This window comes from Micromonospora sp. NPDC003197 (assembly GCF_053590565.1).
Genome location: NZ_JBSFTE010000039.1, coordinates 12,186 through 31,653 on the forward strand (window position 1 = coordinate 12,186; position 19,468 = coordinate 31,653).

The following is a 19,468-nucleotide window of genomic DNA, read 5'->3' on the forward strand; positions in this document are numbered from 1 at the left end:
CGACTGTCGTGTAGGGGCGAGCGGCTCCACCGGTGTTCCCGTACGGCGCTCATGCCGCAGGCGGGGTGTTCTTGGCTGGCTCGTCGTCCGATACCGCGTCACCCGAAGGGGCGATTCGCCAACGGATCTTCGTGCCGTCGACCTGGGTCACGTCGAGCTCCACGTAACGGCCCAGGTTGTGCGCGATCAGCCGGGCGATGAGCAAGGGATCGTACGTTTCGGGGGTGAACCCGTCGGGTGGGATGGCCGAAGCGTCGTAGCGCCTCACCTCCTCAGTCAGCTCCGTGGTGATCCTGCGTAGCTGGGCGAGGCGCGCCGGTGGCGGCACAGTGATACCGGCCATCTCCCAGATCAGTTGGTGGCGGTTGTCACCACGGTTCTGACGTAGCTGCTCGGCCCGGCGAGGCTTGTGCGAACCGAGTTGATCGATCGCCCACGCCTCCACGAGCTGATACCGCTCGTAGAGGTGCCGGGCGAGTGAGGAGGTGAGCACGATCTGGTTGATGCGGGTGTGACCCCGGAGATAGCGGGAGACTTCCTCGGCGATGGAGAGCTGATCCGTGGCGACGCGACGCGCGCCGACGACCAACTGGTCGAGAGAATAGCGGGGAATGTGCCGGGCCGGCTGGGGCCACCGACTCAGGTCGACCGTCGGCTTCGGCTGTGGCGCATTCTCGAGCTGTTTCAGCAGTTCCACCACCTCGTAGCCGAACAGTTGCGCGTAGACCGGGCCGACGATCGGGTCGCTGACGAACCGGCCGCTCATCTTGGTCTTCTGGACGCCGTGTTCGAAGCGTTCCGCCGTCAGTCGGCCCTTGAACCGCATCCGTACCAGGTACAGCCGCCCCTGCTGCTTCACATGCTGCTCGTAGCGGTAGTTCACCGTCTGCCCGATACCGTCGCCGCGGGGCGTGACACGGGAGAGTGAGGTGTCCATCGACCCGTTGTGCTTACCCCACGGCTCGCTCAGGTGGTTGGGATCGTTCACCCCCAGTGTCTGACCCTGGCTGGCGCTGGCGGCCACCGTGCCGCGCAGGTGACTGCGGTTCGCGTTGGCGCTCGTGCCGGCCTGGTCCTTCGCGTATCGTCCCGTGCCGCTGCCCTCGACAGCGGAGAGCACTTCAAGGTGGTAGAGGTTGCCCACGAGGTACAGGCTGGCGCGGGTGTTGGAGTGGCCGGGCAGGAACAGGTCGTCGGCGAGTTTGTGAGTCTGGCCCCCCACCGCCTTGTGCAGGAAATTGGTGAGGTGGCTCGGGGCCAGCAGCGGTTGTAGCGTGATGGCGGAACGGAAGGTGGCGTCGTTCGCCTTGGTGCCGAATATCCGGCCGAGCAGATCCCACCCCACGTCGATGGCGTCGTCGAGTCGCGCGCTGACGATGAACTTGTCGCCCGGCAGTCTCGTGAGCGGCCTCATGTCGGGTTCGTCGGGGGAGCGGGGCAGCCGCCGCGCCTCGGCGATGCTGTGCGGGAGCTTGAGCACCATCTCGCCGTGGTAGGTGCGCCGCACCGGCTCGGCCCGGCCGGTGACATGCCGGTAGAGGTCGGTGAGGAAATTGTTCAGCGGCCGACTCGGCATGTTGAGGCGGACGACCTCGACGCTGAAGGAGACCTTCGACCTGAAGAGGTAGTGCGCTTTCCAGGCGTATATGGTCTGTTCCTCGCTGCTCTGGTGGGCCTGGGTGATCCCGGAGGTGCGTCCGCCGGAGTAGTTGACCTCTACGGCACCACTGGTGTTCGCCGTGCTCTGCGCCCCGCCGAGGTCCGACTTCAGCGGCGTGAAACCACTGGAGATGCCTCGCGACCGGGTGGAGCTTTGTGCGGTGTGGGCGTGACTGTAGTTCTCGATGCCGGTCTTCGGGACGAAGTCGAATACCTGCGGAGCTGATGTCAGCGTCAGGCGAAGGTCGATCTCCACCACCTCGGCCAGCAGCGCGCCGATCCGGTTGACCAGGTAGAACTTGGTGCCCTGTAGGAGGTCGTCGGTCATCGCATGCAGGCGCGCGCTGGAGAACAGACTGTCGAGGTAGTCCAGGCCACCGACAAGACTCCCCATGACGACCTTTTCGCCCACGACGCGGCGAAACCACATCTCCGGGCCGCTGCGATCGGCGCTGTTCGGCGTCCAGTGCGAACGGTGCGCGCCGAGCAGCCCCGGAACCGCCGTCTCGATCGCCTCCCGCAGGATTTCGATAGGGCGGATCGGCTCACGCGTGGCGGGTTCGGTGGAGCGGTAGAACGTCAACGAGTGGATGCCGCTGTGTCCCAGCGTGACGGGGGCGCCGGGCCGCAGGTAGTCGGGGATGTTCAGCTTGTCCGCACTGTCCAACCCCAGTTCGGTGAGCCGGTTGTCGAGCGCGTCGTGGGTCCGGTCCTCCAGCCTCTTCCGCAACGCCTCCCGCTTATCCCGGTGCGGGTCATTTACCAGGTGCTGTGACTCGCTGTCCATCCGATCCAGTACGGCGCGGACCACCTGGGCACTGAGTTCCAGTCGCTCCGTGGGCTTCCCGTCGCCGTCCTCCCACCGCCGCAGCGCGTCCATCAACTGGCTGTGGTCGATGGGTAGGAGGCGCTCGCCGTACCGGCCCAGCGCCTCCGGCTCCGGGAGCAGGTAGACCATCTCACGGCCCTCTACGCGTCGCGAATCGGGCCGGTCTACCGAGGTGGGCCGTAGCTTCCCGTGGGATTCCCGTACTCCGCTGACGGTGAAGTCGACGGTGGTGCGAAAGGCGTACGCTCGGTGGAAGTCCAGTTCGAGGAGCTCCTTGCCCCCGCTGTGGGACATCGACTTCGACGCGTTTCGGCCGTAGCGGACCCAGCCGGTGGCCTGGCCCTGGACCGCGGCGAAATTGTCGACGTCGGTCAACGGCACCCGGAGCTTGCCGTCGGCCGAGAGCTTGAAGCCGTGAGCGGTGTTGCGCGAGTGCGACGCCTGCGACAGGTGCAGCTTGATCAGACCGGAGGTGAACTGGTCGGTGGTGGCACCCACGAAGGTGCTCGCACCGAGCGCGCCGTGCACACCGAGTGCGCCCTGCTTGTGGCCGAAGAACCCGGAAGTGAAGAAGTTCTCGGATGTGTACTCGTCGTGCAGAATCTCCTTCAGGTAGGAGCGCACCGCCACCGTGCTGACGAAGTTTGCCACCTCCCCGTCGGCCGGGCGCCCCGGCTCGGTGAGCGTGGGCTGGAGCGCACGTGCCGCATCGAGCAGGCCGGTGGCGTCCACGTGGTAGATGACGGCGTGCTCGATCACCCTTAGATCGGTGGGCGGACCGGTCGGCTCCGCGGCGTTGGGCTGCGTGTTGATCCCGGGCACGAGATGGACCGTCGACGTGCCCGTCACCGAGCGGCTGCGCCAGGTACGGCGGTCGTGGGAGTCCGGCCGAGCCCCATCGCTCGGTGCGGGCCGACGCCGGGGGTGGTCGTATTCGATGTGCACCTCGAACGTGCTTGGCAGCCTGAACTCGTCCACGTCGCCCGGGTACTCCAACAGTTGGGGCTCGTTGAGTAGGCGGCCGGCGGTCTGCGCGGCACCGATGCTGTAGGTGTACTCGGCCCCGACCCCCCAGGTCTGCAACAGCCTCGGTCCGGCCGAGAACCGGGGACCGACGGCAAGCGTCTTCGACCCACTCGTGGTGTACGAGCCGGAGCTGCCACCGATCGACAGATTCACGAGGTGGTATTCGCCCGTCCGACGCCGTAGGTAAGCGGAGTTGCCGTCTGCACCGAGGCGGCGCAGATCCTCGGAGTTCTGCGATGCCCTGACGGTCACCCGAGCCAGGCGTAGCCGCCCGTCCCCGGGATCGCCGCGTAGCTCGAACGACAGGCCGTCCTGGTGGAGCTGGTCGTAGTAGGCGGAAAAGGCGTTACTGGAAATGAATTTTTCTATCTGGAAGAGGTTCGCCAACCGGCTGTTGGTACCGATCCGCACGTCCGCACCGAGTTTGGGGTTGACCGAGAACGGACGTCCCGCATTGGGTGGGATGTACCCGGTGGCGCCCAACTCTGCCAGCACCTGACTACGTAGCTGCTCGGCGACGTCGTCGTCGACCCTTACCAGGCCCGTGCCGATACCCCGGCCCAGCGCCACGTGATGCGGCAGCATCACCTGATCCAGGGCACGCGCGGGCTTGCTCCCGTCATTGATCTGGTCCAGGTTGTAGGGCACCGCCTCTGGCGTTTCGTCCGGCGGTGGTTGCCGGAGCGCGGTGCGGTCGACCGGGAAGCCGTGCGCGAACGCGTCCGGCTCCGGAAGACGGAGCAGGACGGTTCCACTGACAACCGGGGTGGTCCTCGGCTCGTCCTTGGGTCGCGTCGTCACGGAGATGGAGGCTGTGTGCGTCAGCGGCACCCGGTACCCGGCGGTACGTCCGGCGTAGCGCGAGACGTGCACCCATATTCCCGTCCGTCCGGCCTTGATCGTGTCCTGGTTGGTCCAGGTCCAGCCGCCGCCGATACTCGGCCCCAGCACCAGTCCCGGTACGGGCGATAAGTTCACTTCGCCGGTGACCCGCAACTCGCTCTGGTTGGTGAGGCTGAAGCCACCGTTGTGCCCCACGATGGCGGTGCTCACCCGCTCCAGGTGGGATTTGTTACTGGTGGCCCCGACCCGTTCGATTTCCTGCCCTTGGCGGATGCTGTGGATCTTCACCACCGCCACCGCATTCCCGTGACGGTCGTGCAGTGTGATCCGATAGCCATCGCGCTGGTTGATCGCCGAGTCGAGGTTGATGGGCAGCTTCCAGAGGGCCTGCCGGAGTTCGCGTCGCTTCGGACCGTCCATGGCGAGGTTCAGGCCGCTGTCCCGCAGCCCGTGCACGATGTGGTCGTAGAGCTCTGGCAGGCCGGTCAGGCCGGTGGCGAAGTAGGTGTCGGGAATCCGGTTCTGTCTGTCGTTGAAGTCGCGGAGCAATGAGCCGTCGGTGGCGGTAGGTTCTGCCGCGACCACCTGTGGCTCCTGGCTCTGCAGGTAGTGGTCGGGGATCCAGACCTCCATGCGATCCTGACCGGCCGCGTGCTGCTGCGCACTAGACCACTCCGGCTGGATGGTCGCCCATGCGGTGTCGTCGGTCCGTACCCGCAGCGTCCAGTTCGGCGTGTACGACACTATCGTCGAGTCGATCCGGTTGTCCTCCACCCGTCCTGATTCGGCGTCCAGCACCGCGGTGGTGCTGCGGTCGACCTTGTTGGCCGTGCCGGTGATGGTGACGCCGAACCGTACGCCCGGCACCCTCGGCATGAGGCCGATCCCGACGCCGATTCCGAGCGCTCCCCGCAGCGCGCCCGCCTGCCCGTTGTTCGTGTGGGAGTTTCCACCTGTGTTGAAGCCGCCGTTGGTCGCCTGGTTGGCGTGGAAGATCTTTTCCTTTTCCTTGTTCGCATTGGACTTGGCCAGTAAGGGGGTGTCCCTAGCGGTCTCGCCACCGTCGTCGGTGCCCCAGTCGTTGACGGCGTCCTCGTCGTCGACTGCGGGACGCCCGGGGTGCGCGCTGGCCGGATTCGGTGCCAGGGCCGCCTCGGTGGGGTTGAGCTGGACCAGCAATTCGACTTTGCCGGCCTGGACGAGATGGCCACCGCTGACGAGCTCCCGGTAGTTGCTGAGCAGGCGAGAGGGGAGCACGGCCCGCTCGCGTTCCGGCATCGTCGCGCCACGGTCGCGTACCAGTTCGACGATGCGCTCAGCGACCTTGTCGAGGTGCGGCAGGGTCCGGTGGGGGATGCCAATGGTGTACGCGATCGAGCCCGGCGGCGGAACACCTACCGAGGTCGGTGCCGAGTCGTCGGTGATGTGACCGGCGGGCACCTCCGGCCGCACGTCCCGCAGTACCTCCGTGATCGCGTCGGTTGCTGGGCTGTCGGCGTTCGCCGGGTGGCGGCTCACCGGGTGTTGATTGGGCACTGACACGGTCGGCATCACGTGGCCATCCGCGGTCACCACCAGACGCACTACCTGCGCGTCGGCCAGTTCGGTGGGGACCTCACCGGAAATGACCTCGACTCGGTCGGAATGGATCAGTTCCACCCGGACCCCGAAGACCCGCACGAGGGCCCGCGCGACACGCGCCGGTGTGCGTCCGGATGCGGCGACTCCGGTCGTGGCGAGCTCCCTGATCCATTCCAATACCTGGCCACGACGGGGCGCGAGGATCTGCGACGTGAGATTCAGCAGAGGAACGGCGGTGCCACCCGATGCCACGAGGTCCGCCTGTAGCAGTGCGGCAAACGCGCGGCGCAGCTTCGGCGCGGGCCACCTGGCGAGCCCGGACAGCCGCTGTTGGCCGTACCCCGCCGACAAACGCAGGGCCTCGAAGAACGAGTCCGGGCCCGGCTCAATCCACACCGCCTCGGCACCCGCCTCGGCCAGCCAACCGTTTTGGAAATCGGTGAGCCGGCCTACCGCCGTCGGGGGACTCCCACTCGCCGGGGTGGGCGGGGACGGCAAGGCGGAGGCCGCAGCGACCGTCGGGATACGGTCGAGCAGATCGGCAAGGACGTCGGTGGCCGTGCCGGCGCCGCGCAGTGCCTTCGGCAACGAATCGGCGAATTCCCTGAACACCGAGATGGGCACGTCGGACGCGCCGCCGACATCCTGTAGGAACTCATGCAGCACGTCGAACGTCGCGACATCGCTAGGCATGCTTCCGTGCGCGTCGGCCTCGCTCAAGACCAGGACCTGGCTGGCGTCGTCCGTCAACAGTGCAGGCGTGGTGCTGTGGGGCGTGGTTGCCAGTATCTCGTGGTCGGTGGTCGCCACCAGTATCAGGGCGTCGGAAGCGGTGCCGTTGACGCGGGTGAAGATGGTCTCGCCGTCGGGGAGGAGCAGACCGACCGGGCGGCTGATCCGCTTGGCGATGAGTGTGAGCAGCGCCTGGAGACCAGGGTTTGGTGCGTCGCCGAGGTCAAGCGTGGCCAGGATCGCCGGGGGCACCCGATCCTGCGGCATGCCGGCGTCGATCCAGGTGGTCACATCGTCAGCGGCGGAGTTGTCGGTGGGGTCCAATCCGATTCGGGGGTGTCGGGGATCGTTGGCCGAAAGCTCGGCCCGCAGCATTTTGCCGATCTCCCCCAACAGGTCGTTACCGACCGGAAGCCCGTGTTGGGCGAGGGTGGTGGCGACGGCGGCGAAGACGGTGGGCTCAGACGGAACCACGGCACGCAGCCCGAAACCATCGAGGGCTGCCGCGACCTGGCGTTCGAGCGCTCCCGGCCGGGCGGCCCAGATGCGTTCATCGCTGACCTGCTCTGCGGCGCTTCCTCTCAGAGCGGGCGGCGCCTCCACTCTCCACCCGCGCGGCCTACCTCCTTCGGCATTCAACTTGCCGTGATCGACGTGATCGAACTCGGTCGCCCGCACCTCGGCCCAGATCCGTGCGAAATGGTGACTCGGTCCGCTGCCGAACGGCCCCGCGTTCGGCACTGGTGCGTCCGCGATGCGTATCGCGGTTTCTTCATCGAACACGATATTCTTCGCCGGGTCGTGTTTTGCGAGCAGCTTCTTGATGGTTGCCCGGATCTCCGCCGATCGGGATTTGGCCATTCGCCGGGCCGGCCCGCCACCTGCCTGGTGTCGCCCAGGCAGCAGTGCACGCATCCGTTCGGTGAGTCGGTCGAGTAACCGGGTCGGTCTACCCGGCCCGATCTCCACGTGCAGAATGAGTTCTGGTAGCCCGCTCTCGACGCGCCGGGCCGACTCAGCCGCTATGGAGCGGATGCCGGCGTCCAGTTCGGAGAGCTGATCCCAGGAAAGCTGCGTGGCACCGGGATTGAAGGTGAGCAGAGAATCGCGCGCTTTGTCGAATTGAGGTGCGCGCAGGGGAACCGGGCCCTCTCGCAAAAACTGGTCGATGAAGTTGCCGGCGAGGTTCTCGGATTCGCTTCCCTCAAGGTGGCTGCTGCCGCGTAGCAGGTGGACCACCCGATCGACGAGCTCGGCACGTTTCGTGCGATCCGCAGAGGTGAGGACGCCGGGCTGCCGCTGTCGCTCCGCGATGACCTCGTGCGCCCATCGCTGGTATCTGCCCCGCTCGGCCGCAGGCATGGCCGCCAACCGCTGTCGTACCTCATGTGGTTTGGGCCAGAGGATGGACGCCGGCACCGGCTCGGCGTCGGTTCGGGGGTGGTGCGTCGGCTTTAGTGATATGAGCGCGGGAGGGTGCAACCGACGGTCCGGCACGTGCCGAGGTGCGGGCCCGCGCGGGTGTGCCGCCGCCGCTGGTACTGGCTTGCGCAGCACCTGTCGTTCGGGAGGTGTCGGTGTTGGCCGCGGCTTGCGTAGTACCCGTCGCGCTCGTGGCGGCACCGTCTCGGCATTCTGCCCAGGTGGTTCTTCCGGTATGCGGGTCGGGTTGTCGTTGTGGCTGTTATGGGTGTTGGGCTTTGTCTGGTGGGGGAGCGCGGCCAGTCCGTCGAAGGGCCTCGCCCTGCCGTCCTCGGTATCGTTGATGGTGTCGTTGACGACATCCCAGGTGGAATTGTCGGGCTGGAAGAGCCCCCAACTCTTCCCCTCGGTGGTGGTGAGTCCGACCTGTGGGTCGAGAAAGATGTCGCTGCGTGGGGCGATGACGTCTCGTTTCGTTGCGATGGCGAACTGTTTGGCGAACCCGGTGGAGAGTGCCCCGGCGGAGCAGGAGAGCAGGGCGATCGTGGTGGCCTCTTCTGGCAGCCGTCCGGCCAGCATCCGGGCGAGTTGCTCGGCGCTCATCCGGACCTCGCGGATGCCGTCGTCCGTGCGTACGGGTACGCGGACCCCGTCGCCGGACGGGTGCACCGCCACCGGAATGCTCGCCCCGGCGGCGAGCATGTCACGTCCCGTGATCTGGGCCAATTCACTGTCGGCGAGCAGTGCCCACCCGTTACGCAACTCCGGCACCTGACGCAGCAGCACCTCGGCGTCGTCGGCGAACCATCTCCCGTCCTCGGTGGCAAGCCGCGCCACCGATGGCAACTCACTGCTCACGTCCGCGCGCCCCAGGAAGAATCCGTCACCCCCCTGATACGACCTGCCCGGATACGGCCATCCGGGGTGGGAAGTCGGCGGGTTCGAAGGGCCCACCCCCTGCGCGCCACCTCGACCACCGCCGTAGCCGGGTGCGGGACCGTAGCCGGGTGCGGGACCGAATCCGGTGCTGGGACCGCCCGAAGCCGCCGCTTCCAGGTTCAGGGCATAACGGTACGCATCAACCTCCCGAGCGACAATTTCCTCCGCGTACAACTCCGCCTTTTCCGCGTCCACTGCCCGGGCTTTGTAGGCTCGGACCTCGACGACGACCCTCGGCAGTGACATTCTGGTGTCGATAGGAACAGTAGTCATGGCGAGCAGATGGTATTCGGAGCGTTGCGGAAAATTGCGGGATTGCCCCAGGGCAGAGCGCATATGGTCGCCGTAAAGCGCGTACCAGTTGTCCTCTACTTCGTCTGGCTGCACGTTGGCCCGCCGGACAAGCTGCCGCTTGAATTCTTCCTTTATGTCATCGGCGCGGATCTTCAGGAATGTCTTTACCGGGTCGGGAAGTGCCGCGTAGACGACGTGTGGCTGGTTGCGCAACAGAACTGCTGCGTCGTTCTTCTCGATCCCCCTCGCGTTGAAGGACTCCGCAGTCATGGGAATCGACGCGAAACTGGCGGCGGCGAATGTCGTGTAGTGGAGCGCAATGACGCCGCGGATGGTTTCGGTCTCCGAGTCGGGTTGGCGCGCCACTGTTTCTCGGGCCGCCAGCGAGTGGCGCTTCCAATTTTGGTACTCGGTGGCTACCTGAAGCCCGACGTGCAGTCCGTCATATAGATGCTCCTTGGCCCAGTGCGGGTGGCCGGTTTCCGCTGTGCGCCAGGTATTCGCTGCGACGAATTCGAGGAACTTCGCGACCCCGGCAAGCGGCAGGGCGTGGTTGTATTGCATGAGGGAGCCCCGCCAACCGCCGATCAGACGCGGGCCGACCCGAACATTTTTCGAATCGGGATTGACCCGCCACCCCATTGCCGGCGTCAAGATATCTGAGAGCAGGGGCCAGTCTCCTCGGCGGTGTGCTCTGTCGAACGCGGCCTCCACCTGAGCGCGTACGCGGTGGATGTATTGCCTGTTCGCGCCTTGCTCCCCTGGCAGCGAACTCGTCACTGGAGTGACGAACTCGGCCAGGTCTGCCTCCTCCTCCTCTGTGTCATAGACGTCGTACGGCAGATCTCCGCGGCTATTCCAGAACCGCCCGCTGCCGTCGCTGTGGACCGTCCTCGTCTCGAGCGTCAGCTGAGTTCCTGACGGCCCGAGCGCGATTTGCTGTCTCGGGAGCGCATACTCCGGGGTGCCGACGAGAACGTTGCTGAACTCGTTTTCGGTGCCCGAGCCCGTATAACGCAACTCGGACGCGGGATCGACAAGTGCGTTCGCCGTGGTGGCCCCCGTGGCACTCGACGTGCCCCCATCACCCACCAGCGATGCCGCAACACCATCAGGACCGACAACGATGACCCGCGCTCCCAGCAATCCCGGCAGCCAAGGCGGGGCTACCGGACGCCCGTTGCCGTCAACCCCGTCCCAGACTCTCCGTCCCACAGGATTCTGCGTCTCGACGACGAAAACGACGCCCTGCCGGACGAGAAGCACGATTCCGTGCCGGGGCCCGGCAGGCGGAGACAACAACACGAAGGCCGCCGCGTTGTCACCCAACTCCTGCAACCGGGCCACGACAGGATCCAGCGAATGCCCGACCGGCCGCCAGTCACCACCGAGAGCAGCCGCCAACTGGTCCTGCAACCGCCCGGTGCCCAACCGCACATCATCCACCGTGACCGGCCCACCGAACCACGCCCGACGAACCGTTTCCAACCGGACCAGACAATCGTCAAGCCCACCCCGCCCGGCCGTCGCTTCCCGACCCGACGGCAATACCACCGCGAGCTGATCCTCCAACTCCTGCCGGAGTTCCTCCCCGAACGGCACGGAGCTGTTGTCCGGGGAACTGTTACCAGAAGGCCCCAGTGTCGGCAGGAGATCACCAGCGCGGCGCCGTACCAGCCCGACGAGGTCCGCGACCTCGTGCACGGGGTGTCCTAGACCGTCCAGGTTGTCAAGGAGGCGCGTCAGCTCGTCGGCTGCCATCTCGAGACGGTCGCGTCTCCGCCCCGTGCGGGCGGCGGGGTCGCCGTCCTGCGCGGTATGTGCCCCGACCAGGACTGTCGCCGTGGCTTCCCACGTCAGCAGCGGCGGCCTCCCGCCGGAGCCCAGCCCGAGCAGTGCCTCGATACTGGCGACCGCGGCGAAGAGCTCATCGAACCGGTCGCCCAAGTCGCTCTGCTGCCACCAGTTGAGTGCGTCTTGGACCGCCTCTAGATGCCGTCTTCGGTCCTGGGATTCGCCGCCTGCCGCGTGCAGATTGTTCAGCACCTGGTCGGCGTATTCCTGTCGTCGGAACCCGATGGTTGGCGGCTCTTGGTGCGTCCATGGCGAAGCCGATCCCGAGTTGCTGCGCGCGGGTGCGCCAGCCTCGCCGTCCAATTCGTCCGGCTCGACCGTCGTCGCGTTCGCCAACTGTGGGACGCCCGTGTGCAGGGGCAGGAACATCAACTCCCCGGCGGACGCCGGCATACGGGCCAGACCACCGCGCTGCCCGTCGAGGAGGACCACCCCACGCTCGTCGCGCAGGACGTTGAACGCGTGGGAAGTCCCGCCCAGGCCAGCCGCCATCGCCGGATCTCGGACGAGCAGCACGCCACGTGACCCAATCGGCGCGGCCTCCATCGCGGCGCGTACGGCATCCACGTCCGTCCGGTACACCGGTGGTGCCGCCTCATCGGGCAACCCCAACTGCTGCCGTTGGTAGTTCAGCAGATGCGCCTCGGGTAGAACGCCCTCGGGCGGGGCCTGCCAACTGGCATCTCTGCCCTCGGACGCGTTCATGTCTGAGACGATCACTGTCAGTACGCAGTTGGTGTTCGACCGGCTCGGGTTGACCAGCGTCAGCCACGGGTACGCCTCGCGCGCCGCCGCGTCATCGACGAGATGCGACGGGATTGCCGGGGCCGGCCCAGGGCCCTTTCCGTCACCGGACCCGACCCCCCCGTCGCGTCCGGAGCCATCCGGTCGCGGTCGCGTCGGCCCGTCCGTGCTCCGGCTTTCGGGATTGTCGCTGACCTCGATCAGGTCCGGCTCCGACGAGGGAACGAGGTCGTCGATCTGCCGGACGAGATCGTCGAGCCGGGCTTCGAGCGCGGGAAGCTTGTCGAGAAGTTCGGGGTCCGTCAGGCCACGGTCGCGCAGGGCACCGCCGAGGACGTCCAACTGCCCTCGGAGCGTCGTGAGCCGCTCACGCCACGCCACGTCCACCGATTCGGCGGCGACGTGATCCAGGCTCGCGCGGACCGCCTTGTACGGTCCGTCGACCGCGTTCCTGCTGCCCATGGGCAGCAGGAACGGGTTGTTCAACCAGCCGACGAGGATGCGCAGATCCGCCGTGAGCTGGACCCATCGCTCCGGGTCGGGCCGCACCGCCTCGGGGGTGGTGGGCCGGGTATGCAGGGCGTCATGGGGCCGGGTGCGCGGTGCCGGAGGCGGTACCGAGGCGGACGAGTCCGAAAGCCAATCCGCTAGATCGAACGGTATCCCCGAATCGCTTTCCGATGAGGATGGCGGTTCGGACGAGTCCGAAAGCCAATTCGCTAGATCGAACGGTATCTCCGATTCGCTTTCCGATGAGGATGGCGGGTCGGGTTCCTGCCGGAAGTAGGCTGCCACGCCGTACTCGCCCTCCTGAAGGGCGATCGGCGTTTCGGAGGGGACGATGAACCTCAGCTCGTCCTCGCTGCTGTGGATCACCCAACTGTAGGAGTCAACAAGCACCACTTGGTAGCCGTCCGGGGTGTATTCGAAGTCGTCGCCGTGGCCCCGCAACAGGAACCGTTCGCCACCGATAAGCCGGTTGGCCGCCGTGGTGGGTAGCATCACGAAGGTGCGCCCCCAGACCTTCTTGCCGTACTGGGGGACGGCTTCGTGTGCCTCGCGCTCGTACTGCTGATAATCCGCCAACCGCCCGTTGGTGTTTGCCGAGTGCTCCGCGCGCATTTGGCGGAATATTATGTCCTGGAGCATCCCGAACGATCCCCAGTCGACGGGGATGACCTCGACATGGTCTCCGTCGAGGCGCACCTTGCTGAGTGGCGCTACGGTGCTGCTCTCCTGGACGTACGCGATCTCCCAGAGGTGTCGGACCGCGATGATGTGTGGTCCGCCGACCCTGTGGACGTTTTGCATCAACGCCGGTGGCAGGTCCGGCCGGCGCGGGCCGCGCGGGTCGCACCGATCCCGGCGCGCGTTCCGGAACACGACTGCCGTTCTGTAGCGGCGGTCGTTCCCGCCGCCGTCGGCCAGGTACTCGTCCGGCAGGCCGAGCAGATGCATGATCTCGTGTAGGAGCGAATCATCCCGGACGGTCGGCGCATCCCTCAGGACGCTTATCGGCCAGGTCGCGGCGTCCATTCCGCCGACCGCCGGCACCTTGATCACATGGTGCGCGTCTTCGCGGCCAACGAACTCCACGACGAGATGGAACTGGTCGCCGTTGGGGAGCCGGAAACGACCATTGATCTCCCGTTCGACCGCGGCTTTCGTGTGCTCTTCCAACGACCGGACGTCCAAGTCGGGCACCGTGGCCTCGGCGTCGAGATAAATGCGGGTACGAAAGACCCGCACCGGCTGCGTCACCGTCCCGGCGGGGAGGTCGGTTTGTTCGACCTCGACGCGGGCCACGTCGTACCGCACCGCCCCGGAGTAACTGCTGAGGAGCGATGGGTGCCCGTGCTGCTCCCCCACGTCAGGGTGCGCGGTGTCCACCTGCCGGAAAGCCCAATCTGGCAGCCTGGGCGCGATCTGCTCGATGTCGGGCACCGGATTGTCGAGCCGCCACCACCCGGGGCCCTCGGTCGACACCGGGCTCAGGCGCCAGGTGCTCGCGTAGTCCATCTGCGGGTGCTCCCGGTCGTCGATCGGCAGCCGCCGGGGAGCGGTGTACCGGATCTCCACCGGCAGCGGCTGGTCCGGGGTGGTGCTCGTCTCCGGTCGGGTATCGCTGTCGTACACAATCGTCTTGAGGATTTGCTGGGTGTCCTTCTCCGTGGCATCTGCGCCCTTGACACTCGTGAGTTGCTGTCGGACCGCGTTGCCGATGGCGAGATGGAGTTCTCTGTACGCCGCCCATATATCATTCTTGGCGTCTTTGACGGTGCTCGCTGCCTGGTCGTACCGCCCGACCAGCAGGACGCGCGGGGCGTCCGGGAATCCCGACTCCTTTGGCTGCGGCTGCGGCGACCGCAGGTGCGCCACGGCCTGCTTGGCGATCTCCGTCGCCAGGCGGTCGATTTCCGCCCTGGCCTCCTCGGTCAGCGCTTCGGTGGACGGCTCCCACGTCACCTCGATCGTCCGGTCACCGCGGACGAGGGACCGCTGCCCGCGCAATTCGTGGGGGATGACGGGCTTCGACACAGGCTCGACTCGCCGTAGGCGGAGGCGGCCGGTCGGCGTCGTTCCTGTCTTCACCACGGACTGCACCTGGGCCCTCGGGACGACCGTTGGCAGTGGCTGACGCTGCGCCCAGCGGGTCAGACCGAGGTGGAGCCGCAGGTTCACCTGGCTCGTCAGCCACGCCTCGAGATCCCTCTCTCGCGCTTTGCGGGCCTGCGTCGTCTCGGCTGCGGACGGCGGCGGGAGAGCGATCTCGATCTCCACGGCGAGCAGCGGCGGACTCGCCAGTGGCTCGGCGGCGAGGAGAGCGCCCATCACGTGGTCGGTCGTCGCCGCATGGATCTGATTCTGGATCCATCGAATGCTCGTCGTTGCCGCAGCCGCACCGAGATGATCGGAGGCGGAGGGCGTCGCCGTGCCGTCCGGAGCGGGGACGACCTCGAGAAGGCCGACTTGGTGCAGCTCGACCGGCGTCTTCCACAGCGTCGGCTCGATCTCCTCCGGCTCCGGAAAGTCTTCGCCATCGGACTCAAGGTCCACGTCTTCCGGCACATCGGCGGGAGGCGCGATGGGGTGTCGTTGCGCTTCCGCCCTGGTGTGCGGAGCACCGTAGCGACGATCCGTGGGTGTGTCGACGATCGACCGGGCGACGGATTCGGACTCCCGGCCGGACGGCAGCAGCACGGGGAGGGGCGCGTCGGGGCTGAACCCTTCGGCTCGTGGCGACTCGCCGACGGGTACCTCACTGCCACTCGCGTCGAGGACGACCACCCGCGCGTGGATCGGGGAGCCCAGGTCGTCGCTGGTGACGAGCCGGCGTCCCCGCGGGTTCTGCGGTTCCATCCACTGCAGCGGTCGGTGTGGGTCGGTGGTGTGGTGCAGGCCGAAGGCGTGACCGATGTCGTGGCTCTTCCCGGCGGACCCGTCCAGCCCTGACGCGACTGACCTACCTGGCTGCTGCCACAGGACAAGCGCGGTGCTGCCGGGCCCCGCCGACGTTACTGCCCGCTCGACGTCCGCCCAGGACGAGATGTGCCGCCACCGTGCACCGCCGCCGAGCCGGTCCGCCACATGGCCGGTGCCGACGACCAGATCGTCGGTGGTCGTCAGGGCGCGGGCGATCGGTGCCCGCGACGGGTAGAGCGAGCGCTGGATGTCGCTCAGCAGATCCACGCAGAGCCCCGGATCGGGCAGCGAGTCCCGGTGGTCGGGTTCTGGACGGACGCGGGCGGCGACCTCGTCGACCAGTCGCTCCAGGCCATCGCGGTCGAGCCGTACGGCCGGCTGGGATCCGAGCAGTGGTGCCTGGCGCGTGGTGTGGTGAGCGGGGGGGCCATGGCGCTCCACCGCGATCGTGTCGCCCCCGACAGGATGCTGTGCGACGGAGTGATCGGCGGTACTCGGCGAAGGAAGAGTGTTTTGCCCGCCGGAAGCTGGTACCTCGCTCAAGCTGTGGGCAGGGCTGTCCGACCCGAGTGGGCTGTCGACGGCGGGCGGCACCTCGGCGGACGTACGGAACGGATCGTCGGCTCTGGTCGGGCCTCCGTCCGCGTCGGACCTGTCAGGTCCGCCTCCGAAGGAGGCCTCCCGTACCGGGCTGGGCTCGACTGCTGAGCGGGTGGCGGCGGTGGGGTTGGCGGCAGCCGCTGAGCTGGTACCGGCTGGTCCGGCACCGGCCGGCGCGCCGCCGACCGGCCCGCCGCCGATTGGTGCGGATGTCGCTATACCGGTGGAGGGAGCGATGCTCCACGACCCGCCGACGGCGGGCGGACTGTCCGCCCCTTCCACCGGGTCGGCCACACCTTCACCAGTTTGCTGCGGGTCGACGGCCAAAGGGGTCGAGTGTGGTGCGAGCGCGGAGATACCGTCGTCGCCCTCCCGAACAGTCGGTCGCGCCCCGGTGGTCGTGGTATCGCCGGTGGTATCGGTGTCGGTGGTGGCACCGCCGGGGGCGTCGGTGTGGGTGGTGGTATCGCCGGGGGCGGCGGCCCCGTCAACTGCCGGCGTCGGACCGGTGACCGCAGTGCTCGCGGGCGGCGCGGTCGCCTCCTCGTACGACGGTGGAGATGGCTCGTACGCCGGCAGGGGTTCGTCCGAGGGCGGGGTCGTGCCGCCCGTTGATGTGCCTCGTCCCGCCGACGACATGCCGTCGACGCCGTCCAATCCGTGCGTCTCCGACCGCAGGTGTGTCCCGGCCATGGTGCCGAGTCCACCGAGCAGCCCGGAGACGGCACCGGAAGAGAAGGCGTAGGGCGAGTTGCTCCACTCCCAGCCCTCACCGGTGATGAGGCCGTACGTACCCTCGCCGATCATCTCGGTCGCACCCTCGTGGAGGGACTGCCCGATCAGTGACCTGCTGCCCTCGCCGATGGTGCGACTCGGCACGGAATTGGGTGGTGACGCGTTCGGGCTCTTTGCGGAATTCGGGATCGGGGTGTCTGGTCTCTTGGCGGTGGTTGACGGGGGGAGTTCCTTGTTCCTGATGGTGCTGGGAGTGGGAAGGCCCGTGGCACCCTTCTGCGGGTTTATGGCGTTGCCACTCCCCGGCAGTGGGTGTGGGCCCTTGCCCAAGAGCTTGGCAGTGAGGGCGTTGCCGCCAAACCCGAGGACGAGTCCGACGGCCGCGATCCAAGCTCCGATCTCGGCGGCCTTGCGGGTCTGGCCCCAGTTCCAGTCCTTCTGGTGGCCCTCCGCAATCATGATGGTCTGCGCGATGACGTCCATGAGAACCTGGAGTCCGACCCCCACGAGTTGGCTGACCGCCACCGCGTAGAGGAGTTGGGCGAGCCATCTGGAGATCATCAGCCGTTCCACCAGTAGCCGCATGGCGAGCTGCTGGAGGACCCCGGGGAAGAGCCAGGCGATCGCGAACGCGATGGCGACCTCGATCATTAGCTGGATCACCGAGAGGAGGATCATCAGCTTGGCGTACTCGACCTGGTTTGCGGTGTTGTGGAGTTCGTCGCCCATCCGCCGCACGTACCGGGACGCGACAGCGAGGTAGCCGTCCTCACCGAGGAAGTCCTTCATGGTGTCGACGAAGGCCTGCTCGGAGTCGCCCGTCACCCCCGAGCGGATCGCGTTGACGCCGGCGGCGATAAGTGGCGTGACATGGTCGACGCCGTCGGCGGCTCCGCCGAACGCTGCAGCGATTGCACGAAGCTTGTCCGGGTTTGTGCCGGGGAACTCCTCGCCGGTGAGCCAGCGGAGGAAGGCGGCCGCCTCGTCCGACATCTCGATGTCCACTGCGGTACCACCTCCTCGATCGAGGGGGCACACCCGCTCGGTGTGACCCCGGTACACCTGTCAGGGCCGGCGGGGCGGCCCGTTGCCGGTCAGTGTTTTACGTTGCCGTCGTTGTGCGTCGCCAGGTCGGTGTTCGACTCCTCGGCGCGGGAGAGGATCTCCCGGAGACCGTCGACGTCGCCGGAATCCCCGCGGGCGATCCGCGCGATGCCCTCGATGATCGATCTGACCAGCTCGATCTGGCCGTCGAGACCCTCATGGATCTGCTGGTCGATCTCGGCACGGACTTTGCCGGGTGGGTTGTTCTGTGCGACGGCGGAGGCGAACTTCCGTTCCACCGAGAGCATCTCGCGTTGTGCCGGCTCAAGCTTGGCGCCGCGCAACAAATCAGTGTCGGCACCGAGCTCAGCCACGGCGCACCCCCGACTCGCCACTGGCCGGGGCGCGCCCGCCGCCGAACGCCTCGCGGATCGAGCGCATCGCGTCGTCGAACATCTGGTCGGCATTTGTCGTGCCCTTGATCAGGCCGGCCAGCGGTAGCCCCGGGGACAGGATCGACTCGAACAGGCTCGTTGCCTTCTCCCGAGCCTCCTCACGCGCCGCCTTTACGGTCTCCACCAGGAGGTTGCCCAACTCCGCCGGAGCCATCGTGCGGTAGGCGTTCGTCGGGAACTTGACCTCCACAAGGTCGCCCCGGCCGTCCACATGGACGGTGAGCGCCCGGTTCTTGGCCGTCACCGTCGTCTGCGCCGAAGCCATCTGTCGCTCGATGTCGCCGATAGCAGACTTCTTCTCCTCGAACTCGGCGTACGCCTGGTCGATCCGGTCGTGCAGTGGACTGGACATCTCGGGTTCCTCTCAGTTGGTGCGACGGACCGGCTGACCGCTGCTTCGGCCGTACGGGGAACCGGCCGTCTGCTGCGTGGTCGGCGACCACGGGCTGCTGCCGACCACCGGCTCCGGAATCTCGTCGCGGCCGATGACCCCGGGTGCGACGTCGGGATCGGTGCCCCAGACCTCCTCCTCCTCGGCCAGCCAGGTGGTGCGTTCGCGCTCCTTCGCCTGCTGGTTACCGCCCATGCCGCCCATCGGCGGCATCATGGGCGGGTAACCACCGGCCGGACCGAACGCCCCGGCTGCGCCGTTCGACCCAACCTGACCAGCTCCGGCCACCGGAATCAGGCTGAGTCCGCTTCCGCCGACGCTGGCCTGCGCCGAGCCCAGGGGGCCGATCATCATCTTGTTGGCAGAGGCGTGGGCAGCCCTGGCGCTACCGGTACCGCTGATGTCGTCGAGTTCGGTGTACGAGCCGGGGGTGTCGCCGAAAAAGTCGTCGCTGCTGCTGTCGGCGCCCGGAACACCCAGCCCCGGGCTGCCGCCGGTGCCGGGGTTGCCAAAGCTGGGGAAGCTGCCGCCGGTGCTGGGGTTGCCGAAACTGGGAAGGCTGTCGACGGGCTTCGGGGCCTCGTCGAATTCGCCGCCCGTGGTGGGCTCCGTATCCGACGAGGCGGACCCGTTGTTGTTGGTGGGCTTACCGTTCAGGCCACTGGAAAAGTTGGGCAGACCGCCGATGCCGATGCCGATGCCGCTGCCGACGCCTGTGCCGGTGCCGGTGTTGTTGCCGAGGAGGCTGTTGATGTCGGCCGTGCCGCTGTTACTTCCGGTTCCGGTGCTGCCGCTCTTGTTGAGGAGGCTGTTGATGTCGGCCGTGCCGCTGTTACTTCCGGTTCCGGTGCTGCCGCTCTTGTTGAGGAGGCTGTTGATGTCGGCCGTGCCGCTGTT

General features: G+C 67.2%; 3 protein-coding genes and 1 pseudogene. All 4 read right to left on the reverse strand.

Going from position 1 to position 19,468, the window contains the following annotated elements; translation table 11 throughout:
• Window positions 1-49: 49 nt before the first annotated feature.
• On the reverse strand, window positions 50-17,686 hold the full coding sequence (locus ACWDV4_RS28935) for a WXG100-like domain-containing protein (protein WP_449985151.1): 17,637 nt from the start codon (window positions 17,684-17,686) through the stop codon (window positions 50-52).
• Window positions 17,687-17,775: 89 nt separating this feature from the next.
• On the reverse strand, window positions 17,776-18,099 hold the full coding sequence (locus tag ACWDV4_RS28940) for a hypothetical protein (protein WP_449985154.1): 324 nt from the start codon (window positions 18,097-18,099) through the stop codon (window positions 17,776-17,778).
• Window positions 18,092-18,532: a YbaB/EbfC family nucleoid-associated protein gene (locus tag ACWDV4_RS28945; protein ID WP_449985157.1), complete on the reverse strand. Its 441-nt coding sequence runs from the start codon at window positions 18,530-18,532 to the stop codon at window positions 18,092-18,094. The genes ACWDV4_RS28940 and ACWDV4_RS28945 overlap by 8 nt, the downstream gene beginning before the upstream one ends.
• A 12-nt stretch (window positions 18,533-18,544) precedes the next feature.
• Window positions 18,545-19,468, reverse strand: a pseudogene (locus ACWDV4_RS28950) (hypothetical protein); the annotation flags it as partial.

Bases quoted from the DNA above. Each gene is read 5' to 3' on its own strand.
- ACWDV4_RS28945 (WP_449985157.1), bottom strand. From the start codon at position 18,532: ATGTCCAGTCCACTGCACGACCGGATCGACCAGGCGTACGCCGAGTTC.